Origin of the sequence: Comamonas suwonensis (assembly GCF_012844455.2) — a bacterium.
Lineage (GTDB): Bacteria > Pseudomonadota > Gammaproteobacteria > Burkholderiales > Burkholderiaceae_C > Comamonas > Comamonas suwonensis.
Genome location: NZ_JABBCQ020000004.1, coordinates 202552 through 224354 on the forward strand (window position 1 = coordinate 202552; position 21803 = coordinate 224354).

The window sequence follows — 21803 nt, forward strand, 5'->3', positions numbered from 1 at the left end:
GGCGGCAGCATTCGATTTAATGCGCTGCCATCTTCTCTGCAGCCACGCATACCCGCAGCAATGCCAATCAGGCCTCGTACCAACACCCCTGATTACCCGAATCGCACAGATTCAGACCTCTTCAAAATACTCATCAATTCATAGCAGTCCTCCTTATCAAACAGGAGGCAAGCGCTTGATTTTCCTTAAGAAAAAATCGGTATCAGACTACAAATTCATGATTCCGTCTGGTGTTAACCCTCTGCGCCCGACTGCCTGACGCTTCAAAGATGCAAGCACTGGCGGAGGGCCAGGCAACCACTTAGAGGAGATGACGTAGATGACACAGGAGACCCAGAAAACCGGCCGCCGCAACCTACTCAAAGGTGCCGCAGTGGCTGCTTCCGCAATGTCTGTGCCCATGATCAGCACGGCCCAGACGACATCGTGGCGCTTTCAGAGCACCTGGCCCGCCAAAGATATCTTTCACGAATTTGCCCAGGACTTCGCCAAAAAAGTTAACGACATGACGGGCAACCGTCTCAAGATCGAGGTGCTGCCCGCAGGCGCCGTGGTCCCGGCCTTCCAGCTGCTGGATGCGGTATCGAAAGGCACGCTTGATGGGGGTCACGGCGTGATTGCGTACTGGTATGGCAAGAGCCAGGCCGTAGCGCTGTGGGGTTCTGGCCCGGCCTTCGGCATGGATGCCAATATGGTGCTGGCCTGGCACAACTATGGCGGCGGCAAGGAGCTTCTCGACGAAATCTACAACGGCCTGAAGATGGATGTGGTCTCCAAACTCTATGGACCCATGCCAACCCAGCCACTGGGCTGGTTCAAGAAACCGGTGGCCAAGGTCGAAGATCTGAAGGGGCTGAAGTTCCGCACCGTCGGCCTGGCGGTGGATGTTTTTACTGAAATGGGGGTGGCAGTCAACCCTCTTCCCGCCGGAGAAATCGTACCCGCGCTGGACCGCGGCCTGCTCGATGCTGCCGAGTTCAACAATGCCTCCAGCGATCGCGTTCTGGGCTTTCCGGATGTGGCCAAGAACTGCATGCTGCAAAGCTTTCACCAGTCCAGCGAGCAGTTTGAGGTGCTGTTCAACAAGACCAAGTTCAACGCCCTGCCTGCCGAGATCAAGTCCATCATCGAGTACGCCACGCAGGCGGCCAGCTCCGACATGAGCTGGAAAGCCGCTGACCGCTATGCCAAGGACTATGCGGAAATGCAGTCCAAGCAGGGGGTGAAGTTCTACAAGACGCCGGACGCCATCTTGCGTGCCCAGCTCTCCGCCTGGGACAAGGTCACAACCGCCAAATCCGCCGAGAACCCGATGTTCAAGAAGGTCATGGATTCCATGCGCACGTTTGCCCAGCGCAGCGGACGCTGGAAAAACGATACCGACCTCGACTTCAAGATGGCCTGGAATCACTACTTCGCGCAAAAGCGAGGTTAATGCCCCAGCAGCGCAGCCCCAGTAGCTGCGCTTTTTTGTGGCTCATGGGCCGCCGCTTGCAGGCGGCCCGCTTCCCCATCCGTACCTCGCTGCGCGGCGCAGCGGAGACTGCCATGCAAAAAATTCTGCTTGCTGTCGATGGCTTTTCGACCTTTGTCGGAAAAGTGGCGGCCTGGGCCGTGGTGCTGCTCACCGTGCTGATCAGCTGGGAGGTCTTCTCCCGCTACGCCCTCAACAAACCTCACGCCTGGGTGCTGGATGCGCAAATCATGCTCTACGGCAGCATGTTCATGCTGGCCGGTGCCTACACCCTGTCCAAGAACGGGCATGTGCGCGGCGATGTGCTGTATGGCTTCTTCAGCCCGCGTGCGCAGGCCAGCGTGGACCTGTGCCTGTACATCCTGTTCTTTCTGCCCGGCGTGCTGGCCTTGACCTGGGCGGGCTGGACTTACGCCAATGAGTCACTGGGTATTCGAGAGCAGACGTTTTCAGCCCATCCGCTGCCGCTCTACCCTTTCAAGTTCATGATTCCGCTGGCCGGAGCCGTGCTGCTGCTGCAGGGGCTGGCCGAGATTGCACGCTGCGTGATGTGCCTGTGCCAAGGCTACTGGCCCCAGCGCGGCAGTGACGTGGAAGAGGTGGACGTAGAAAAGCTCAAAGAAATGGTTCAGGAGGGCAAGGCATGAAGATGCGCAAGGAACTGTGGTTCGGCTTTTCCATCATGGCCCTGGTCGTGCTCTCGGCCATTGCTCTGCTGCTGAGTGTAGAAACCGTGACCAACGGCCACCTCGGTCTGCTGATGCTGTCTCTGGTGGTGGTGGCCATCATGCTGGGCTTTCCCACCGCCTTCACGCTGATGGGCATGGGCATGATCTTCACCTGGCTGGCCTATGAGCGCGACACCACGCGCACGCTGGATCTGATGGTGCAGGCAGCCTACAAAAGCATGACCAATGACGTGCTGATCGCCATCCCCCTGTTCGTCTTCATGGGCTATCTGGTCGAGCGCGCCAACCTGATCGAAAAGCTGTTCAAAAGCATGCACCTGGCCATGGCCCGTGTGCCGGGGTCGCTGGCCGTAGCCACGCTGGTGACCTGCGCTGTGTTTGCCACTGCCACCGGCATCGTCGGTGCCGTGGTCACGCTGATGGGCCTGCTGGCTCTGCCCACCATGATGCGTGCCGGCTACAGCACGCCTATGGCGGCTGGCGCCATCACCGCGGGCGGCTGCCTTGGCATCTTGATCCCGCCTTCGGTACTGCTGATTCTGTATGGCGCCACGGCCGGGGTATCGGTGGTGCAGCTGTATGCCGGTGCCTTATTTCCTGGGCTGATGCTGGCTGGGCTCTATATCGCCTATGTGATCATCATGGCCAAGCTCAAGCCAGCCTGGGCACCACCTCTGTCGGCCGCCGAGCGCCAGGTCAGCCTGCCTATGCAGACCCGCAACCTCCCCGCCAATACCGAGCAGTACGCCCCCGCACGCCTGCTGACTGCACTCAAAGGCCAGCGCAATGCGCAGGTCCCCACCGGCTACATACTGCGCCAGCTGGCCGTCGTGGTCCTGCCGGGACTGCTGTTTGTGCTGCTGGCCGCCAGCAGCTGGCAGAGCGTCACCAAACCAGTGCTGCAAGAGCACTACGACATTCAGCCGATTGGCATGGAAAGCAGCAGTTTCTCCAGCTCGGGATTGGCCGAGCCTCCGGTGGAAGGCGGCTTGCAAGAGCCTCCTGTCGAGGGCGGTTTGCAGGAGCCTCCCGGTGCAGAGCCTGCTGCTACAAACACAGCGACAGCGGCCACCAGCGACCTGCAAGAGCCAGCCACCGCCAAGGCTGAAGCATCAACCACGCAAGCCCGGCAACCCGCGCCCACCTGGTGGTGGGTAGGCTTTGCGCTGCTGGGGGCTTGCAATGCCTTTTTCTATTTGTTCCTGAGCTTTGCCCGGCTTGAAATCTTCAAGATGCTGCTCAGCTCCTTCTTCCCGCTGGTGGTGCTGATCCTGACTGTACTGGGATCCATCGTCTTTGGCCTGGCTACCCCCACAGAAGCTGCAGCCATGGGCGCTCTGGGCGGATTTTTGCTGGCCGCAGCCTACAAGCGCCTGAGCCTCGAAGTGGTCAAGGAATCGGTCTACCTGACCGCAAAAACATCCGCCATGGTGTGCTGGCTGTTTGTGGGCTCCGCCATTTTTTCAGCGGCTTTTGCGCTGCTGGGCGGGCAAGAGCTGATCGAGCGCTGGGTGCTGTCCATGAACCTCAGCAAGATCGAGTTCATGATCCTGTCGCAGGTCGTGATCTTTTTACTGGGCTGGCCGCTGGAATGGACGGAGATCATCGTCATCTTCATGCCCATCTTCATCCCGCTGCTCAACCACTTTGGCGTGGATCCTCTGTTTTTTGGCCTGCTGGTGGCGCTGAATCTGCAGACAGCCTTCCTCTCGCCGCCGGTGGCCATGTCTGCCTTCTACCTCAAGGGAGTGGCTCCGCCTTCGGTCACGCTAAACCAGATCTTTGTGGGCATGCTGCCCTTCATGGGCATTCAGATTCTGGCCATCGTGCTGCTTTACATGTGGCCCCAAATCGGCCTGTGGCTGCCTCAGCTGCTCTACAAATAAAGCGGGCGACTATCAAATCAGTAGCTGGCAGCGCTTGATGGATATTTATTTCGACATGAAATCGATCTATAAATTATTTCCATCAAGCGCAAGCCGCTCACTTTTTCAATGCCATAAGCACAACACAAACGCAGGTCACCGCCGCCTTGCTGCGCAGGCCTGCTGGCTTTGCCTTACCATCCAAGCCCTTGCTTGATAGGTACAAGCCATGATCCGGATCGCAGAACTCAAACTCCCTTTGTCGGCGGTGGAATACCACCCCGAAAACCACACCGAATTTCAGCCCGTTGAAAGGCTCACGGCTTTGGCCGCCGAGCGTCTGGGCTTGCCCGCCAAGGCCATTGCTGCCTTGCAGGTGCACAAACGCAGCTTTGATGCGCGCAAGGCCGAGCTGCTGGCGGTGTATATCGTCGACATCACACTGGCCGATGAAGGCCAGGAAGCGGCGCTGCTGGCGCGCTTTGCGGACCACTCCCACGTCAACGCCACGCCAGACATGCGCTGGACGCCGGTGGGCCAGGCGCCCGCCGATTTGGATGAGCGCCCCGTGGTCGTGGGCTTTGGCCCCTGCGGCATGTTTGCAGGTCTGGTGCTGGCCCAGATGGGCTTCAAGCCCATCGTGCTGGAGCGCGGCAAAACCGTGCGCCAGCGCACCAAGGACACCTGGCGCCTGTGGCGCAAGCGCGAGCTGACGCCCGAATCCAACGTGCAGTACGGCGAAGGCGGTGCAGGCACATTCTCTGACGGCAAGCTCTACAGCCAGATCAAGGACCCGCGCCATCTGGGCCGCAAGGTGCTGACCGAATTTGTGACATTCGGCGCACCGCCAGAGATTCTCTACACCGCCCACCCCCATATCGGCACCTTCAAGCTGGTCAAGCTGGTTGAAGGCATTCGCGAAGAAATCGTGCGCCTGGGCGGCGAAGTGCGCTTTGAGCAGCGCGTCACCGATGTACAGATTGAGGGTGAAGGCGAGCAGCGCCAGCTGACTGGCCTGGAAGTGCTCAACCAGGTGACTGGCGAAAGCTACCACCTGCCCACCCACCACGCGGTGATGGCACTGGGCCATAGCGCACGCGATACCTTTGTCAACTTCTACGAGCGCGGCGTGGCCATGGAGGCCAAGCCGTTTTCCATCGGCTTCCGTATCGAGCACCCGCAAAGCGTGATTGACCACGCTCGCTGGGGTAAGGATGCGGGTCACCCGCTGCTGGGCGCTGCGGATTACAAGCTGGTGCACCACGCCAAGAACGGCCGCGCCGTTTACAGCTTTTGCATGTGCCCCGGCGGCACCGTGGTGGCTGCGACCAGCGAGCCCGGCCGCGTCGTCACCAATGGCATGAGCCAGTACTCGCGCGCCGAGCGCAATGCCAATGCAGGCATAGTCTGCGCCATCAGCCCTGAAGACTATCCGCAAGACGCGGAGAGTTTTTCCTGGGCGTTTGACGGCAAGACCCTGGGTGTGGAAAAGCTGCAAAAAGGTGAGCACCACCCGCTCTCAGGCGTTGTGCTGCAGCGCCAACTGGAGTCCAAAGCCTATGAGCTGGGCGGCCAGAACTACAGCGCGCCCGGCCAGTTGGTGGGCGATTTTGTGGCAGGCACGCCTTCGTCAGAATTCGGCGCGGTTCAGCCCTCCTACAAGCCCGGCATTCACCTGGGCGACCTGCACCAGGCCTTGCCCGCCTACGCGATTGAAGCCATGCGCGAGGCCCTGCCCGCCTTTGGCAAGAAGATTCGCGGCTACGACATGAATGATGCCGTACTGACCGGGGTGGAAACACGCACCTCATCGCCTGTAAAAATTGGCCGTGGCGCTGATTTTCAGAGCGACAACACACGCGGCCTGTACCCCGCAGGTGAAGGTGCCAGCTACGCAGGCGGCATTTTGTCCGCCGGTGTGGACGGCATCAAGGTCGGTGAAGCCGTGGCCTGCGCTATCTTGAACCTGCCTGTGCCCTCGTCCGGCTCACGCGGCTCTGGCGGTGCGCTGTAAGCCGCCCCATGAGCCTCGCTACGCCCTATCCGCGCCCCGGTACGCCAGCCCTGCTGCTGGCAGTATCTGCCATGGGCGCGGTGGTGCTAGCCTCCAATATCCTCGTTCAGTACGCCATCAATGACTGGCTGACCTGGGGCGCCATCACCTACCCATTCGCCTTTCTAGTCAGCGAACTGGTGAACCGGCGCTTTGGCCCGACACAAGCGCAGCGCGTGGCATGGGTCGGTTTTGCGGTGGCAGTCGTCGCTTCGGCCCTGCTGGCTCCGCCGCGCATTGCGGCGGCTTCGGGGCTGGCGTTTGCCTGCTCGCAGATGCTGGATATTTCAGTGTTCGACAAACTGCGCCACAGCCAGTGGTGGCGTGCGCCGCTCGTGGCCACGGTGCTGGCCGCCTGTCTGGATACAGCGGTCTTCTGGAGCATTGGCTTTGCCGGTGAAGACCTGCCCTGGATGACCTGGGCGCTCGGGGATCTGGGTGTCAAACTGACTTTGGGTGTTTTTCTGTTGCTGCCATTTCGACTTTTGATGGGTCGGAAATACCAATCCCCATCGTTTTGACATTTTTTGGCCTCTGACTGACAAGGCCAAAACCCATGCCTGGTTACGCTGAACGCTTCATCGCACGCGAGGCGTCATCATGAAGAATCTGCGCAGCGCTCATCCATCCGTCTTCGCCCTTGGTCTCAGCGGCTTCATGGCCTGCGCCACCGCCAGCGCCCAAACCAGTGATCCAGCACCAGTGACAGAAAAAGCTGACAAGCCCTCGGCACTGTCAGGCTGGATGTTTGGCTACGCTCCCTTCGACTGGCATTTCTCCGATGCCAGGAAGGAGAACGACTTTGAGCCCGACGAGCAGAAACATGCGTATGTCTGGCTGATTCAGGCCGAAAAAGAACTGGACGAACGCCATATCGCAGGCTTTGCCTATTTCAAAAACTCATTCGGCCAGCCCAGCCAGTACGCGTATTACGGCTGGCGTTTCAGACCCTTCGACAGCGCCCCGAGCCTGTTCATCAAGATCACGGGCGGCATCATTCACGGCTACAAATTTCCGTTCAACAAGAAAATCCCTCTCAACAACAGACATGGCTGGGGCATCACGGCCATTCCGGCCCTGGGCTATGACTTCAACCAAAACTGGGGCGCACAGGTCAATGTGCTGGGCAATGCCGGCGTGATGTTCCAGCTTAATTACACGGTACGCTAAGCCGCTTTATTCAGCGCTGCGCAGCCGGGCAAAGTCAGGCGCACGCTTTTCCAGAAATGCGCCAATGCCCTCTAGTGATTCTTCGCTGCCCTGGGCCTCGACCATATAGTCGGCCTCCAGTGCCAGCTGCTCTTCCAGACTGTGGTGGTGCGCCACGCGGCAAAGCGTCTTGATGCGGGCGGTAGCCACTTCCGGCCCCTGTGCCAGTTGCTGCGCCAATGCCAGTGCAGCGGGCAAGGCTGCACCGGTTTCCGTCAAACGGTTGATGCAGCCCAGCGCATGCATGCGCTCGCCGCTGATGCGTTCGCCCGTCAGGCAAAGCTCGGTCAGCACCTGGCGCGAGACAAACTCGGCCAGAAACGAGGTGGCTCCGCCATCGGGCGTCAGCCCCACTTTCACATAAGCCACCGAAAACACGGCAGACTTGGCTGCCACCAACAGGTCGCAGGCCATGGCCAGAGACAGGCCTGCTCCCGCTGCAGCACCTTCAACCGCCGCAATCACCGGCTTGGGGCAATCGCGGATGGCGCGGATGAGATGGTTGAGGTCTTCGAGCTTGATGCGCCGCTCAGCCAGCGGCATGGCACGACGCGTGGCCAGCTGATTTAAATCACCACCAGCGCAAAAATGGCCACCTTCACCCGTCAGGATGACTGCGGCCACTGAGGCATCGGTACTCGCAGCACGCAGGCCATCCATGACGGCGTGGTAGTACTCGGGCGACAGCGCATTGCGCGCTGCCGGGTTGTTGTTGGAGAGGATGAGAACAGCGCCTTCGCGCCGGGTGACAAGTGCAGAATTCATAGCAGACCTCCTGCACCACACTTTAACGACAGCCGCCCAACCCGCCTAGCGGGATAGCGCCGCCAGCTGTCACCTGGCGGACCGCTCGCGGGGGCGATCAGCGACGCGGGCCCCAGTGACCACCATGTCCACGCCAGCCGCCTGGGCCATGGTTCCAGCCTCCCTCATGCCAGCCATAACCAGGGCGCGGTGGCATGGACCAGCGACCGGGGTTCCAGTTGTAACGCCCGCCACCCCAGCCCCAGCTGCCACCAATCCAGACATAGCCTGGAGCTGGTGCCACGGGAATCACTTCATTGCGCAGAGGCGGCGGTGCCATGGGGGCATACACATCGCCGACCATGACTTCGTTGCCATAGGTCGAATAGGCCGGATAAGCCGGAGCCACCACACAGCCAGTAAGCAAGGCTGCAGCGCCACCCAGCAACAAGGCTGGCAGCAAGCGACGGGTTGAAAGTTGAGAGATGAGAGACATAAGCGCTCCTGAAGATGCAAGCTTAGATCTACAACGCAAAAGCCCCTGGCATTTGTTGACAGGGGCTTGTGAAGGGCGCGTAAAGGTAGGCTGCTGCCGTTTACATATCAGCGTGCGTTTTGCAGGGCCGCAATGCGCTCTTCAATAGGAGGGTGAGTCGAGAACAGCTTGCCGATACCACCGGCAATGCCCATGGCGGCCACGCTCTTGGGCAGCTCGCCCGGATGCATGCCACCCAGACGGGCCAGCGCGTTCATCATGGGCTGGCGGTTACCCATGAGCTGTGCGGCACCCGCGTCGGCACGGAATTCACGCTGGCGCGAGAACCAGGCGACGATCATGGCGGCGACAAAGCCCAGCAGGATATCGAGCACGATAGTGGTCACGTAGTAACCAATGCCAGGGCCTGAGCTGTTTTCGTCGTTCTTGCGTAGAAAGCTGTCCACCGCGTAGCCGATGACACGCGACAGGAAGACTACAAACGTGTTCATCACGCCCTGGATCAACGTCATGGTCACCATGTCGCCATTGGCGATGTGGGCCACTTCGTGGCCGATCACGGCCTCGACCTCTTCACGGGTCATGCCTTCGAGAAGACCGGTGGACACAGCAACCAGTGCCGAGTTCTTGAAAGCACCGGTGGCAAACGCATTGGGCTCGCCTTCGTAGATGCCGACTTCGGGCATGCCGATACCGGCCTTGTCCGCAAAGCCGCGCACGGTGTTGACGATCCAGGCCTCGTCAGCGTTGCGCGGCTCGTTAATGACCTGCACGCCCGAGGTCCACTTGGCCATGGGCTTGGAGATCAGCAGCGAAATGATGGCACCGCCAAAGCCCATGATGAAGGCAAATCCCAGCAGGGAGCCCAGATTGAGGCCGTTGGCGGTGAGAAAGCGGTTGACGCCCAGCAGGCTGGCGACAATGCCAAGCACCGCCACAACGGCGATGTTGGTCAATAAAAATAAGGCAATACGTTTCATCGAGGGTGTACTCCACACAGGGGACAAAATGGCCAAAACCCCTCACGCACCGCCTGTGTGCGGCGAATGCTCATCAAGCCAGATCTCTTTCTGGCAGTACCGGTTGTTGTGGTGTTTGTGCGGTACGTGGGGCTCGGAAAACGAGAGAGTCATCATAGAAGGAAAAGTTCTGGTTTTGATCGCACCAGCCCGGGATTCCTAGTATGGGAATAGGTAGATAGGGTTTGTTTGCCAGATTGCAAGATACGCTGAGCACCTGCTCGCTCAACCAGCCATCGGCGGCCGTCATGGCGTTGATGGGCGGCGAGCCGTGCTCCAGTGGCATGCAGATCACATGGGCCGTAATCGCCTTGCGCGGCTGCACCAGCTTTTCCAGCAATGCGTGGCCTATGGGGAAAAACCGGGCCTGCGCCCACAGATCACGCTGGTGCACAAACAAGTCCTGCCAGCGCTTTTCTCGCAATGCGTCGCACAAGGTCTGCGGTGCCACCAGCAAACCGCCGTTTTCATCGAGAACCGTGACCGAATCACGTAAGCGTCCGCGCTGTGCACCCACGCCTTGCCGCTCAATCTCGCCGGCCTGCAGCGCATTGAGCTGCGGCTTGAGCCGGGGCCAGTGCAGCCAGACCAGGCCATTGAAGAAGTCATGCAAATTATCCCGAGTGGGAATACAGCGCTGGTTGCGAATAAAGGCCTCATACGCCTGACCGGCGGGCAACTGCTGCTGATCCACAAACTGCCAGCCCTGCAGCAAACCATGTGCAGCCGCCACCTGTTGCAGCGCATTAGCCACCGTTGCCCCGCACTGCACCAGTGCATGCGCCTGCTGGCCCAGCTTTCGCAGTTGCGCAAGCCAAGGGGCTTGCCAGTCAATCGCCCAATCCATCGCCAGCTCTGCGGGCAAGTCATCCACAACAGTCAATGCGCCACCTCATCACCCGCTGCGCGTTTGTCGCGCACTGCCACGCGGGCCGTGCCTTCATCGCGCAGCTCAAAGGCCTGAGTCGCGGCCATGAGCTTGGTCAGCGAGGCATAGCCGTAGTTGCGCGCATCAAAAGAGAGTTTGTTGCCGATATGTGTGCCCACGGCGCTGACGCGTGCCCAGCCGGTTTCATCCTGCATGGCTTTGACGGCGTCACGCAGCATGGCGATCAGCGGCCGGTCTTCACGCAGCAGATGCGATGGCACGCGCAAATTGGTACAGGCCGGTGCAGCCATGCCTGTACCGCCAGCGGCCTTGGCATTGCTGGCGGGTTGAGCCTGAATGGATTGTTCTGCGGGCTGGCGCGCTGCGGCATCGGCTTCCTGCAATTCACGGCGCTCGCTGCGGCTGGTGATGCCGTCGCCCAGCTCCAGCAAGGCCTCAAAGTACAAAAAGCGCGAGCAGGCATTGACAAAGGCGCGCGGCGTCTGCGCTGCACCAAAGCCATAGACAGCAGCGCCCTTGGCACGAAGATGCATGACCAGCGGGGTGAAGTCTGCATCCGATGAGACAATGCCAAAGGCGTCGGGCTTTTCTGTGTAGAGCAGCTCCATGGCATCGACCGTCATCGCCATATCGGTGGCGTTCTTGCCTTTGGAGTAGTCAAACTGCTGCATGGGCCGCACGGCATTTTCCAGCAGCTTGCTCTGCCAGCCATGCAGGCCGGGCTTGGTCCAGTTGCCATAGGCACGGCGAATGTTGATGAGGCCGAAGGTGGACAACTCGGTCAGAATTTCATCAATCATCTCGGCGGGCGCGTTGTCCGCGTCAATCAACAAGGCAATCCGGGGCTGAACATCGGTCGGCATGCAATCTCCTGAGTGATCTTGTGATCCAAGACTAACCGAGCCACTCGGCAACACCAAATAAACATCCAATAAAAAAGGAGCAGCTTGCGCCACTCCTTTCTTGCTTTAAAGCTCAATACATCTGCAAACCCAGCAGATGCAAGCGCTGGAAGCTCACTTTTTAATCAAGCATCTTCCAGGGCAAGGCATCGCCAAAGCGCAGTGGCTTGAGCTGGGCACCTTCGCCGTACTCAAAGCTCACGGGCGGCGTCCAGCTTTCCTTGACCAGCCTAATGGTGTCGGTGTTGCGGGGCTGGCCGTAGAAGTCTGCACCGTTAAACGATGCAAAGCCTTCGAGCTTGTCCAGCGCGCCAACGCCATCAAACACTTCGGCATACATCTCAATCGCAGCGTGGGCGCTGTAGCAGCCTGCGCAGCCGGTGGCAGCTTCCTTCAGATGCGCGGCGTGAGGCGCGCTGTCCGTGCCCAGGAAGAACTTCTTGCTGCCGCTGGTAGCGGCCTGCACCAGCGCCAAACGATGGGTTTCGCGCTTCAGAACCGGCAGGCAGTAGAAGTGCGGGCGCACGCCGCCCAGAAAGATGGCGTTGCGGTTGAACAGCAAATGCTGGGGCGTGATGGTGGCAGCCAGAAAGTCATCGGCAGCGGCCACATACTCGGCAGCTTCCTTGGTCGTCACGTGCTCCATGACGATCTTCAGCTCAGGGAAGTCCTTGCGCAGGGGCTTGAGCTGCTGCTCGATAAACACGGCCTCGCGGTCGAACAGGTCAATGCTCTGGTCGGTCACTTCGCCGTGCACCAGCAGCACCAAGCCTTCGCGCTGCATGGCTTCCAGCGTGGGATAAATCTTGCGCAGATCGGTCACGCCATGATCGGAATTGGTAGTGGCACCTGCGGGATAGAGCTTGCATGCCACCACGCCAGCAGCCTTGGCGCGCACGATTTCATCGGGGCCCAGCTTATCCGTCAGGTACAGCGTCATCAACGGCTGGAATTGGCTGCCTGCGGGCACGGCCGACAGAATGCGATCGCGGTAAGCAATAGCCAGCTCAGCCGTCGTCACAGGCGGCTTGAGGTTAGGCATGATGATGGCGCGGCCCATCTGACGGGCGGTGTGCGGCACCACGCAGCGCATGGCATCACCATCGCGCACGTGCAGGTGCCAGTCATCGGGGCGGGTGATCGTGAGAGTCTGAGTCATGGCGATATTGTCCCATCATCCCTGCTCGCCGCCGCAGCCTTTCCCTTGCACGGACACTTCGGTTAACCGCCTCTGGCGTTCACGGCTGAAATCCTCAAGAATGGAGCCAAGGAGGACGCGATATGTCTATCCCTCAACGCCAGTCTGCAGGGCAATTCCAGACCGACTTTCTCAGCGCCAGCGATGCGGCTCGTCTGGTCGCCCGCGTGGGCATTACCAAGGTACTGCGCCTCATCACCGAAGCCATCGAAGCCGACTTTGGCCGCTGGCAAGACTTTGACAAAAGTGCACGCACTGCGGCGCATTCCCCCAGCGGCGTGATTGAGCTGATGCCCGTGGCCGATGCGCAGGACTATGCCTTCAAATACGTCAACGGCCACCCGCTGAACCCAAGCCACGGCCTGCCCACAGTGATGGCCTTCGGCGCGCTGGCCGATGTGGCCACCGGCATGCCCCGCGTTGTCAGCGAACTGACGCTGACCACCGCCCTGCGTACCGCAGCCACATCCGCCATGGCGGCGCGCCATCTGGGCCGTGCGAATAGCCGCAGCATGGCCCTGATCGGCAATGGTTCCCAAAGCGAATTTCAGGCCTTGGCCTTCATGGAACTGCTGGGCGTGAGCGAGCTGCGCCTGTTTGACATCGACCCAGCTTCATCGCAAAAACTGCTGCGCAATCTCCAGCCCTTTCTGCTGCAGTTTTCGGCCACGGCCATCATCTGCACCAGCGTGCAAGACGCCGTAGCAGGTACAGATGTTGTGACCACCGTCACCGCCGACAAAACCCGTGCCGTCATCGTTGCGGGTCATCTGCTGGAGCCCGGCATGCATATCAATGCCGTCGGCGGAGATTGCCCCGGCAAGACCGAGTTCGATGCTCCGGCCCTGCAGCGCGCGCGGGTCTTTGTCGAGTACGAGCCTCAAACGCGCATCGAAGGCGAGCTGCAGCAAATGCCCGCCGACTTTGCCGTCACCGAGCTTTGGCGTGTGCTGCAGGGGAAGGCCCCCGGTCGCACCGCCTCAGAGCAGATCACCCTGTTCGACTCGGTGGGCTTTGCACTGGAAGACTACTCAGCACTGCGCACCATGCACAGCCTTGCACGCCAGTTCGGGCTACTGTCCCAGATCGAACTAGTGCCTGCGCTGACCGATCCCAAAGATTTGTTCGCCATGGTGAGGCAGGCAACAAGTGCGCAAACCATGAGCCTTGTTGAACGCAAAACGGCATAGCCATGGAACACATGCCTTCACCCATCTCCGAAAGTCACGCCATGCAAGCCACCTTGATTGGAATTCCCACCGATGTGGGCGCATCGCGGCTGGGTGCGGCCATGGGGCCTGATGCGCTGCGGGTTGCGCAACTGGCCCCGGCACTTCAGCAGCTTGGCGTCGCAGTGAATGACCTGGGCAATCTGGCGGGCCCCGTCAATCCACGCGGCGGGCGCGATGCGCAGGGGCTGCGCAATCTGGCCGAATGTCTGCACTGGAACCAGATTGCGCATGATGCCGTGCTCCAGGTGCTGCAGCAAAGCCGACTGCCCATCATGCTGGGGGGTGACCATACGCTGGCCACGGGCTCCATCAGCGCCATCGCCCGGCATTGCCGCGCCACGGGTAAGCGCCTGCGTGTGCTGTGGCTGGATGCGCATTCAGATTGCAACACCCCCGAAAGTTCGCCCAGCGGCAATCTGCACGGCATGCCGGTCTCCAGTCTGTGCGGGCTGGGGCCTGCGGAGCTGGCATCGCTGTCTGGCACAACCCCCGCCCTGCCTGCTTCGGCCTTTTGCCAGATAGGGCTGCGCAGCGTGGATGCGAGCGAGAAACTGATGATTCGCGCGCTGGGGCTGGAGGTTTACGACATGCGCGCCATTGATGAGCTGGGCATGCGTGAAGTCATGCGCCGCGCGCTGGACGGTCTGCTGGGCACCGAAGGCGAAGACACTCATCTACACCTGAGCTTTGATGTGGATTTTCTCGACCCCGATATTGCACCTGGCACCGGCACGCCGGTGCGCGGCGGCCCCACCTACCGTGAAGCCCAGCTGTGCATGGAGATGATTGCAGACACAGGCCGCCTCGCATCGCTGGATATCGTGGAGCTGAACCCCGCGCTGGACTTGCGCAATCAGACGGCGGAGCTGGTCGTGGATTTGGTGCAAAGCTTGTTTGGCCAGAGCACGCTGATGCGGCGCGATGCATCGCCAGCCACTTGAAACGGCAACCGAAGCTCCAGCACGGACGCATGACTTGACCGAAGCTCACTCCTTGAAAGAGAGCAGCTTTCGCTTGCAAAGCAATCTGTTCAGATTGAAGTCATGTTGAAAAGCCTATAAAACCAGCGCAAACAGCTACTCTTTTTGAAAAATTGCCTATAAAAAAAGCGCTCCCCAAGGAGCGCTTTTGCATTGCGTTGCCGCAGCTATCAGTGCTGCAAGATCTTGTTGAGGAATTCCTTGGTACGCGGCTGGCGGTTTTCAGGATGACCGAAGAACTCTTCCTTGCTGCAGTCTTCCAGAATCTTGCCGCCCACATCCATAAAGATCACGCGACTGGCCACCTTGCGGGCAAAACCCATTTCGTGGGTCACGCACATCATGGTCATGCCTTCGTTGGCCAATCCCATCATTACGTCCAGTACTTCGCCGACCATTTCAGGGTCCAGCGCCGAAGTGGGTTCATCAAACAGCATGACGATGGGGTCCATGGACAGCGCACGCGCAATGGCCACGCGCTGCTGCTGACCGCCCGAAAGCTGACCGGGAAATTTATCCTTGTGAGCCGTCAGGCCTACACGGTCCAGCATCTTCAGGCCACGGGTTTTGGCATCGTCGGCACTGCGGCCCAGTACCTTCATCTGGGCGATGGTCAGGTTCTCGGTCACGGACAGATGAGGGAAGAGCTCAAAGTGCTGAAACACCATACCCACGCGGCTGCGCAGCTTGGGCAGATTGGTCTTTGGGTCATGCACCGCAGTGCCGTCCACAAAGATCTCGCCCTTCTGGAAGGGCTCCAGCGCATTGATGGTCTTGATCAGCGTGGACTTGCCCGAGCCCGAAGGCCCGCACACGACCACCACTTCACCTTTGTCGATATTGGTAGAGCAATCGGACAGCACCTGAAAGCTGCCGTACCACTTGGAAACGTTCTTGAGTTCAATCATTGCAATTCCTCGATGGGAGCCCGCTTAACGGATGATGGCTATCTTTTTATGCAACTGCTTCACGGCCCAGGACAGCGCAAAGCAGATTACGAAATACGTCGCGGCGGCTGCCAGGTAGGACTCGATGGGGCGGCCAAAGTTCTTGCCCGCAATCTCGAAGCCCTTGAGCATGTCATAAGCGCCGATAGCGTAGACCAGCGAAGTATCTTGGAACAAGATGATGGTCTGCGTCAGCAGCACGGGCAGCATGTTGCGGAAGGCCTGGGGCAGCACCACCAGACGCATGTTTTGGCCATAGGTCATGCCCATCGCCTGGCCTGCATGGACCTGACCACGCGGAATGGACTGAATACCAGCGCGCATGATTTCAGAGAAGTACGCAGCCTCAAACGCCACAAAGGTAATGATGGCCGAGGTTTCCGCGCCAATCGGCTTGCCGATGATCATGGGCATCAGCAGGAAGAACCACAGAATCACCATCACCAGCGGAATGGAGCGCATGCCGTTGACATAGATGACGGCCGGGACTTCCAGCCACTTCTTGCCAGACAAACGCATCAGCGCCAGCAGCGTGCCAAAGATGATGCCTCCCAGAGTGGCGATCACGGTCAGGGTCAAGCTGAACACCAGGCCCTTGGCCACGAAGTTGGTGTACAGATCCCAGGAAAAAAACGACCAGTCGAGGTTGAGATTCATATCAGTGGCCTCCACCGCTGGCTGCAATCAGGCCCGGAACGCGTGAGCGCTTTTCAATGAAAGCCATGATGCGGTTGATGACGAAGGCGGAAATCACATACAGACCCGTGACAGCCAGATAAATCTCGACGCCACGCGCGGTTTCTTCCTGTGCCTGCATGGCAAACATGGTCAGCTCGGCCACCGACACGGCAAACGCCACAGACGAGTTCTTGAACACGTTCATGGCTTCGCTGGTCAGCGGTGGAATGATGATGCGAAACGCCATGGGCAGCAGCACATAGCGATAGGTCTGGAAGGTGGTGAAGCCCACCGCCATGCCCGCATAGCGCTGACCGCGTGGCAACGCCTGAATGCCGGAGCGCACTTGCTCGGCAATACGCGCGGAGGTGAAAAAGCCAATTGCAAACACCACCAGCACATAGCTATCCAGCGACTTCATTGCAGGAATGATGGCTGGAATCACGTGATACCAGATGAACACCTGAACCAGCAGCGGAATATTGCGAAACAACTCTACCCAGGCATTGCCCAGGCGCACGATCCACGGTCGATCGGGCAAGGTACGCAAAGTGCCAATCACGGCACCCAGCACCAATGCAATCACCAGCGACAGCAAGGCCACCGAGACGGTCCAGCCCCAGGCCGACAGCATCCAGTCCAGATAGGTGATATCGCCGTTTTTGCCAAAACAGCTCTGCCCGACCTCTTGGGTAATGGTGTCCTGACAGAACACCTGCCAATCCCAACTCATACGAGCACCTCTTTCATTCTTGGTTTACGAGGGCAAACACTCACACCGCACCTCTTAACAAAAAAGCCCCTTCAAACCGCGTGGCAGAAGGGGCGGTACACCAGTCAGGTGAGATTACTTGGCGTCGTAGGCTTCCATGGGCTTGTCATTGGGGTGAGCCCATGCATCCTTGGTGGCAGCCGACAGAGGCAGTCCGACCTTCACGTTGTTAGGTGGGATAGGCTGCATGAACCACTTGTCGTACAGCTTGGTCAAAGAGCCATCCTTGATCTGGCGGACGATGGAATCGTCCACCGCCTTCTTGAAGGCGGGGTCGTCCTTGCGCATCATGCAGGCGATGGGTTCCACCGACAGCACTTCGCCAACAACCTTGTAATCGTTGGGAGTCTTGGACTTGGAGATGTTGGCGGCCAGGATGGAGCCGTCCATGATGAAGGCGTCGGCACGGCCGGTTTCCAGCATCAGGAAGCTATCTGCGTGATCCTTGCCCATGACTTCCTTGAAAGTCAGGCCGTCAGCGCGCTTGTTCTTGCGCAGGGTCTGCACGGAAGTCGTACCTGTCGTGGTCACGATGGTCTTGCCGTTCAAGTCCTTGATGCCGGTGATGCCGGAGTTGGCACGTGTGGCAATACGCACTTCTTCCACGTAGGTGGTGAAGGCAAAGGCGGCGTCTTTCTGACGAGCCGTGTTGTTGGTGGTGGAGCCGCACTCGATATCCACGGTGCCGTTTTGCACCAGAGGGATACGGTTTTGCGAAGTCACAGGCTGGTACTTCACTTCCAGAGCCGTCAGACCCAGTTGCTTCTGAATATCTTTCAGAATGCGCTCGCCCATTTCTGTATGGAAGCCCACGTACTTGCCATTGCCCAGCGTGTAGCCCAGACCGGAAGATTCACGCACGCCCAGTGTGACGCTGCCAGAGGCCTTGATCTTGGCCAATGTGTCATTGGCTTGTGCAAACACGGTGCCAGCAGCCAGCGCGGTTACGGCGATGGCCAACAATTGCTTCTTCATATGGATCTCCTATTGGTAAGGACCAAAAATGTTTGCCGTTCATTAACGCTCTGCCCCTTATGGGGGTAGATAAGCGAAATTTATTAACGTTCTGCACTCATTGTGCAGCCACGCAAGGTACTGCGATGCAAACATTTCTAGGACTTTTCCCGTAGGAAATTATCAAGTGCGAGCACGCACTTTCGACATAAATCCATTGCTGCAAAGAAGCACCGTTTTCGCGCAAGGTGCAAACTCTAATGCCTGACCTATTTCTGAATCCAATGCCGATAGAAAAAAACCTTATGCCCTACTTGCATACTTGGTATTTACCCGGCACATAACCTAAGGGTTTTTACTAGGAAAATCACTAAAATCACGGCTTTGGTGCCTGAAAAGCAAAAAAGGGCCAGATGGCCCTTTTGGAGAAAAGCAACAGAGTCCCCAGGCTACACAGCCTTGATTTCGCCGTTGGCGGTCTCGCCCTGTTCCTTAAGAAAGGCCCAGAGCGCAGCAGCACCGCCCTGCGGGGCATCACCCTGCGGTTTTTCACGATAGGCGCGCACTTCCATATCCATCTGAAAACCATTCATGCCTTCTGGCACAGCGCGCACCAAACGGCCCGCCTCCAGATCTCCGCGCACAGCGCTATAGGGCAGGAAAGCAACGCCATGACCTTCCAACGCCATGGCCTTGAGGCCTTCGGCCATATCGGTTTCATAGACCCGCTCAAGGTGCACGGCTTCAGAAGATTCCTTCAGGATCAGCTCCGTCACACGCCCCAGATATGCGCCTGCGGCGTAACCCAGATAGGGCAGCGGCTGCCCCTGTTGACCGGGCAGCATGAAAATGGGATTGCCATCCGCATCGGGCTTGGAATAAGCAGCCAGCACCTCATGCCCCAAGCTCACCATTTCATAGCGTGCAGGGTCCAGCTGGAAAGGCTGTGAGGAGTGATAGTAGGCGATCAGCAGATCGCAACCGCCTTCCACCAGTCGCATCACCGCATCGTGCACATTGAGTGCAAACAGGCGACTGCGGAATGGGCCAAACTTCTCGTGCACTGCCGAGACCCAGTTCGGGAAAAAGGTGAACGCCAGTGTGTGCGGTACGGCAAAGCCGACCATGCCCTTGCCCGCACTGACGTGGGCGCGCAGCATGGTGCGAGTGCTTTGCAGGGACTGCAGTATTTCCAGCGCCTGCTCATACATGGTCTTGCCTGCGGGCGTCAGACGCGTCGGGTACGAGCTTCGGTCGACCAGATCCGTTCCAGCCCAGGCCTCTAGTGCCTGGATGCGACGCGAGAAAGCGGGCTGCGTCACGTGGCGCAACTGGGCCGAGCGGCTGAAACTGCGAGTTTCAGCAAGGCTGACAAAATCTTCAAGCCATTTGGTTTCCATAGACCACCATTATCCGCTGCCCCGCACCAAGGCAGTGCAACTGAGGTAATCCTTAGGGGCTAGTCAGCGCAGTTCAGCCGCATGCGCAATATCGATACGACCTGAATTGCGCCTATAGCCCGGTTATTCAAACAAACCCTAGGGGTAATGCCTGCTATCCGATGTAAGCCTTGCGACATAGATAGCTTGATAATATTTAGTCACATCTATCCGATGTGTTGACTCGCTCCATACCATCCCGGTGCACAACACCGCGAAGGTCAAGGACAACATAAGAGCGCTTTTTTGAGTGCGCAGATCGCGCCATCCAGGCAAGCTGCTCTGATCCATGTGTGTTTTTCTGACTTCCCGCGTTCATGTCCTCCACTCCTCCCGAGACCGATGGTGCGGCCGATACCGGCACTCGCCCGGATGAGCCTCGCTCCCTTTGCATCGAAGACTGGCTGACGGTGATCATCATGGCGGCCCTCGCCTTGATCACCTTTGCCAATGTTCTGGTGCGCTATTTCACCAACTCCTCCTTTGCCTGGACCGAAGAGATCTCCGTCTTTCTGATGATCTTGCTGGCTCTGGTTGCAGGTTCTGCCGCCGTGGCGCGCAACCTGCACATTCGCATCGAATTCTTTGCCGATGGTGGCTCTCTGGCCCGCCGCAAAGCACTGGCGCGCTTTGGCTCGCTGATGATGGCGCTGCTGTTCGCCCTGATCGCCGTGCTCAGCGTGCGCGTGGTCTGGGACGACTTCCGCTACGAAGAAACCTCACCCGGCATTGGCTTGCCGCAGTGGTGGTATTCCATCTGGCTGCCTGTCGTCTCTGCCCTGATCACTCTGCGCGCTCTGGGTCTGTTCATTCGCCAGGGCAAGCCCGGAGCGTTCAGCGAAGAGCCCGTTGAAAAAGACCACAGCAAGGAGATCGCATGATTGCTACCTTGCTGTTTGTGGCCTTCCTCGGCCTGATGTTTATTGGCGTGCCCATTGGTGCGGCACTGGGCTTGGCCGGAGCCACCGCGATTGCCCTGGCCAATGCCGATACCCAATGGTTTGGCCTGCTGGCCGTGCCGCAGAACTTCTACGCTGGCCTGGGCAAATATCCGCTGCTGGCCATTCCCATGTTTGTGCTGGTGGGCTCGATCTTTGACCGCTCCGGTGTGGCACTGCGGCTGGTCAACTTTGCCGTGGCGATTGTGGGGCGCGGTCCCGGCATGCTGCCTCTGGTCGCCATTGCCGTGGCCATGTTTCTGGGCGGCATCTCGGGCTCTGGCCCGGCCAATGCGGCTGCCGTGGGCGGCGTGATGATTGCGGCCATGAGCCGCGCCGGCTACCCCAAGAGCTTCTCGGCCAGTGTGGTCGGCGCAGCAGCGGCCACCGACATTCTGATTCCCCCCTCGGTCGCCTTCATCATCTACTCCGTGCTGGTACCCGGTGCCTCCGTGCCTGCGCTCTTTGCAGCGGGCATGATCCCCGGCATTCTGGCGGGCGTGGCGCTCATCATTCCCGCCGTGTGGATGGCGCGCAAGCACAAGATGGGCGCACTCGAGGCATCCATGCCCCGCCCAGAATTCTGGAAAAGTCTGCGCGAAGCGGCCTGGGGTCTGGCAGCGCCGGTGCTGATTCTGGGTGGCATGCGCATGGGCTGGTTCACACCCACAGAAGCCGCCGTGGTCGCCGTGTTCTACGGTCTGTTCGTGGGCATGGTGATTCACCGCACCATCGGCGTGCGCGACCTGTTCCCCATCTTGCGTGAGGCGGGTGAGCTGTCCGCCATCATCTTGCTGGTGGTCTCGTTGGCCGGTATTTTTGCCTTCTCGCTGTCCACACTGGGCGTGATTGATCCGGTGGCAAACGCGATCGTTAACTCAGGCCTGGGTGAGTACGGCGTGCTGGGCCTGCTGATCTTGCTGCTGATCACCGTGGGCATGTTCCTGGACGGCATCTCGATCTTCCTGATCTTTGTGCCGCTGCTGCTGCCCATCATGAATCACTACCAGTGGGATCCCGTCTGGTTCGGCGTGATTCTGACGCTCAAGGTCGCACTGGGCCAATTTACTCCCCCGCTGGCCGTGAACCTGATGGTCAGCTGCCGTATTGCTGGCGTGCGCATGGAATCCACCGTGCGCTGGGTGGGCTGGATGCTGCTGTCCATGTTCATGGTGATGATTCTGGTCATCGCCTTCCCGCAGCTTGCCTTGTGGTTACCGGCAAGACTTGGCTATTGACCTGCCACCTCCCCTATCTCGCTTCGCGGGAAGGGGACGACACCAGCGCGGTGTCTGCTGAGATAGGCCGTGCTTATTCAATGTGCA

The 21803-nt window shown here is 59.3% G+C and carries 21 protein-coding genes; 10 read left to right on the top strand and 11 right to left on the bottom strand.

Going from position 1 to position 21803, the window contains the following annotated elements; genetic code table 11:
* Positions 1–319 precede the first annotated feature (319 nt).
* From HF327_RS06275 to HF327_RS06300, 6 genes are all read left to right on the top strand, one after another.
* Complete coding sequence (locus HF327_RS06275) at positions 320–1435, top strand: TRAP transporter substrate-binding protein (RefSeq protein WP_169107427.1); 1116 nt, start codon at positions 320–322, stop codon at positions 1433–1435.
* A gap of 113 nt (positions 1436–1548) precedes the next feature.
* Positions 1549–2121 carry a TRAP transporter small permease subunit gene (locus tag HF327_RS06280; RefSeq protein ID WP_169107511.1) on the top strand — a complete coding sequence of 191 codons (573 nt, stop codon included), beginning with the start codon at positions 1549–1551 and terminating at the stop codon, positions 2119–2121.
* Positions 2118–4049, top strand: a complete 1932-nt coding sequence (locus HF327_RS06285; RefSeq protein ID WP_169107428.1) for a TRAP transporter large permease — start codon at positions 2118–2120, stop codon at positions 4047–4049. The genes HF327_RS06280 and HF327_RS06285 overlap by 4 nt, the downstream gene beginning before the upstream one ends.
* A 208-nt stretch (positions 4050–4257) precedes the next feature.
* Positions 4258–6042, top strand: a complete 1785-nt coding sequence (locus HF327_RS06290; RefSeq protein ID WP_169107429.1) for an NAD(P)/FAD-dependent oxidoreductase — start codon at positions 4258–4260, stop codon at positions 6040–6042.
* A gap of 8 nt (positions 6043–6050) precedes the next feature.
* On the top strand, positions 6051–6602 hold the full coding sequence (locus tag HF327_RS06295; protein ID WP_169107430.1) for a VUT family protein: 552 nt from the start codon (positions 6051–6053) through the stop codon (positions 6600–6602).
* Positions 6603–6681: 79 nt separating this feature from the next.
* Entirely contained in the window at positions 6682–7251 is a 570-nt protein-coding gene (locus HF327_RS06300; RefSeq protein WP_169107431.1) for a hypothetical protein, read from the top strand.
* Positions 7252–7257: 6 nt separating this feature from the next.
* On the opposite strand, the gene HF327_RS06305 is transcribed toward HF327_RS06300, so the two are convergent.
* From HF327_RS06305 to pyrC, 6 genes are all read right to left on the bottom strand, one after another.
* Entirely contained in the window at positions 7258–8055 is a 798-nt protein-coding gene (locus HF327_RS06305; protein ID WP_169107432.1) for an oxepin-CoA hydrolase, alternative type, read from the bottom strand.
* Positions 8056–8152: 97 nt separating this feature from the next.
* Positions 8153–8530: a YXWGXW repeat-containing protein gene (locus HF327_RS06310; protein ID WP_169107433.1), complete on the bottom strand. Its 378-nt coding sequence runs from the start codon at positions 8528–8530 to the stop codon at positions 8153–8155.
* Between the two features lie 107 nt (positions 8531–8637).
* Positions 8638–9510 carry a protease HtpX gene (gene htpX, locus HF327_RS06315; protein WP_169107434.1) on the bottom strand — a complete coding sequence of 291 codons (873 nt, stop codon included), beginning with the start codon at positions 9508–9510 and terminating at the stop codon, positions 8638–8640.
* Between the two features lie 73 nt (positions 9511–9583).
* Positions 9584–10396, bottom strand: coding sequence for a DUF3025 domain-containing protein (locus tag HF327_RS06320; RefSeq protein ID WP_169107512.1), 813 nt, complete (start codon positions 10394–10396; stop codon positions 9584–9586).
* A gap of 32 nt (positions 10397–10428) precedes the next feature.
* Complete coding sequence (locus tag HF327_RS06325) at positions 10429–11301, bottom strand: NYN domain-containing protein (protein ID WP_169107435.1); 873 nt, start codon at positions 11299–11301, stop codon at positions 10429–10431.
* Positions 11302–11461: 160 nt separating this feature from the next.
* Positions 11462–12499, bottom strand: a complete 1038-nt coding sequence (pyrC, locus tag HF327_RS06330) for a dihydroorotase (protein WP_169107436.1) — start codon at positions 12497–12499, stop codon at positions 11462–11464.
* Positions 12500–12621: 122 nt separating this feature from the next.
* Between pyrC and HF327_RS06335 the strand changes: the two genes are divergently transcribed.
* Complete coding sequence (locus tag HF327_RS06335) at positions 12622–13728, top strand: ornithine cyclodeaminase (RefSeq protein WP_169107437.1); 1107 nt, start codon at positions 12622–12624, stop codon at positions 13726–13728.
* Positions 13729–13739: 11 nt separating this feature from the next.
* Complete coding sequence (rocF, locus tag HF327_RS06340; protein WP_236024068.1) at positions 13740–14711, top strand: arginase; 972 nt, start codon at positions 13740–13742, stop codon at positions 14709–14711.
* Positions 14712–14920: 209 nt separating this feature from the next.
* Here rocF and HF327_RS06345 read toward each other — a convergent pair whose 3' ends face one another.
* From HF327_RS06345 to HF327_RS06365, 5 genes are all read right to left on the bottom strand, one after another.
* Entirely contained in the window at positions 14921–15658 is a 738-nt protein-coding gene (locus HF327_RS06345) for an amino acid ABC transporter ATP-binding protein (RefSeq protein ID WP_099735670.1), read from the bottom strand.
* Positions 15659–15682: 24 nt separating this feature from the next.
* On the bottom strand, positions 15683–16354 hold the full coding sequence (locus HF327_RS06350) for an amino acid ABC transporter permease (protein ID WP_169107438.1): 672 nt from the start codon (positions 16352–16354) through the stop codon (positions 15683–15685).
* Position 16355: 1 nt separating this feature from the next.
* Positions 16356–17108 (bottom strand): amino acid ABC transporter permease, encoded by a 753-nt coding sequence (locus HF327_RS06355; protein ID WP_169107439.1) that lies wholly within the window; start codon positions 17106–17108, stop codon positions 16356–16358.
* A 114-nt stretch (positions 17109–17222) separates the two neighbouring features.
* On the bottom strand, positions 17223–18122 hold the full coding sequence (locus HF327_RS06360) for a transporter substrate-binding domain-containing protein (RefSeq protein WP_169107440.1): 900 nt from the start codon (positions 18120–18122) through the stop codon (positions 17223–17225).
* A 428-nt stretch (positions 18123–18550) separates the two neighbouring features.
* A complete protein-coding gene (locus HF327_RS06365; protein ID WP_099735666.1) occupies positions 18551–19501 on the bottom strand; it encodes a LysR family transcriptional regulator in 951 nt (316 codons plus the stop codon).
* Positions 19502–19857: 356 nt separating this feature from the next.
* Here HF327_RS06365 and HF327_RS06370 point away from each other — a divergent pair, with 356 nt between their 5' ends.
* Both HF327_RS06370 and HF327_RS06375 read left to right on the top strand, forming a co-directional pair.
* Positions 19858–20421 (top strand): TRAP transporter small permease, encoded by a 564-nt coding sequence (locus HF327_RS06370; protein WP_169107441.1) that lies wholly within the window; start codon positions 19858–19860, stop codon positions 20419–20421.
* Positions 20418–21716, top strand: a complete 1299-nt coding sequence (locus tag HF327_RS06375; RefSeq protein ID WP_169107442.1) for a TRAP transporter large permease — start codon at positions 20418–20420, stop codon at positions 21714–21716. Before HF327_RS06370 ends, HF327_RS06375 begins: the two co-directional genes overlap by 4 nt.
* Positions 21717–21803: the final 87 nt, after the last annotated feature.

Excerpts from the sequence above, each read along its gene's own strand:
- HF327_RS06275 (WP_169107427.1), top strand. The coding sequence starts at position 320 with ATGACACAGGAGACCCAGAAAACCGGCCGCCGCAACCTACTCAAAGGT.
- HF327_RS06280 (WP_169107511.1), top strand. The coding sequence starts at position 1,549 with ATGCAAAAAATTCTGCTTGCTGTCGATGGCTTTTCGACCTTTGTCGGA.
- HF327_RS06285 (WP_169107428.1), top strand. The coding sequence starts at position 2,118 with ATGAAGATGCGCAAGGAACTGTGGTTCGGCTTTTCCATCATGGCCCTG.
- HF327_RS06290 (WP_169107429.1), top strand. The coding sequence starts at position 4,258 with ATGATCCGGATCGCAGAACTCAAACTCCCTTTGTCGGCGGTGGAATAC.
- HF327_RS06295 (WP_169107430.1), top strand. The coding sequence starts at position 6,051 with ATGAGCCTCGCTACGCCCTATCCGCGCCCCGGTACGCCAGCCCTGCTG.
- HF327_RS06300 (WP_169107431.1), top strand. The coding sequence starts at position 6,682 with ATGAAGAATCTGCGCAGCGCTCATCCATCCGTCTTCGCCCTTGGTCTC.
- HF327_RS06305 (WP_169107432.1), bottom strand. The coding sequence starts at position 8,055 with ATGAATTCTGCACTTGTCACCCGGCGCGAAGGCGCTGTTCTCATCCTC.
- HF327_RS06310 (WP_169107433.1), bottom strand. The coding sequence starts at position 8,530 with ATGTCTCTCATCTCTCAACTTTCAACCCGTCGCTTGCTGCCAGCCTTG.
- htpX (WP_169107434.1), bottom strand. The coding sequence starts at position 9,510 with ATGAAACGTATTGCCTTATTTTTATTGACCAACATCGCCGTTGTGGCG.
- HF327_RS06320 (WP_169107512.1), bottom strand. The coding sequence starts at position 10,396 with ATGGATTGGGCGATTGACTGGCAAGCCCCTTGGCTTGCGCAACTGCGA.
- HF327_RS06325 (WP_169107435.1), bottom strand. The coding sequence starts at position 11,301 with ATGCCGACCGATGTTCAGCCCCGGATTGCCTTGTTGATTGACGCGGAC.
- pyrC (WP_169107436.1), bottom strand. The coding sequence starts at position 12,499 with ATGACTCAGACTCTCACGATCACCCGCCCCGATGACTGGCACCTGCAC.
- HF327_RS06335 (WP_169107437.1), top strand. The coding sequence starts at position 12,622 with ATGTCTATCCCTCAACGCCAGTCTGCAGGGCAATTCCAGACCGACTTT.
- rocF (WP_236024068.1), top strand. The coding sequence starts at position 13,740 with ATGCCTTCACCCATCTCCGAAAGTCACGCCATGCAAGCCACCTTGATT.
- HF327_RS06345 (WP_099735670.1), bottom strand. The coding sequence starts at position 15,658 with ATGATTGAACTCAAGAACGTTTCCAAGTGGTACGGCAGCTTTCAGGTG.
- HF327_RS06350 (WP_169107438.1), bottom strand. The coding sequence starts at position 16,354 with ATGAATCTCAACCTCGACTGGTCGTTTTTTTCCTGGGATCTGTACACC.
- HF327_RS06355 (WP_169107439.1), bottom strand. The coding sequence starts at position 17,108 with ATGAGTTGGGATTGGCAGGTGTTCTGTCAGGACACCATTACCCAAGAG.
- HF327_RS06360 (WP_169107440.1), bottom strand. The coding sequence starts at position 18,122 with ATGAAGAAGCAATTGTTGGCCATCGCCGTAACCGCGCTGGCTGCTGGC.
- HF327_RS06365 (WP_099735666.1), bottom strand. The coding sequence starts at position 19,501 with ATGGAAACCAAATGGCTTGAAGATTTTGTCAGCCTTGCTGAAACTCGC.
- HF327_RS06370 (WP_169107441.1), top strand. The coding sequence starts at position 19,858 with ATGTCCTCCACTCCTCCCGAGACCGATGGTGCGGCCGATACCGGCACT.
- HF327_RS06375 (WP_169107442.1), top strand. The coding sequence starts at position 20,418 with ATGATTGCTACCTTGCTGTTTGTGGCCTTCCTCGGCCTGATGTTTATT.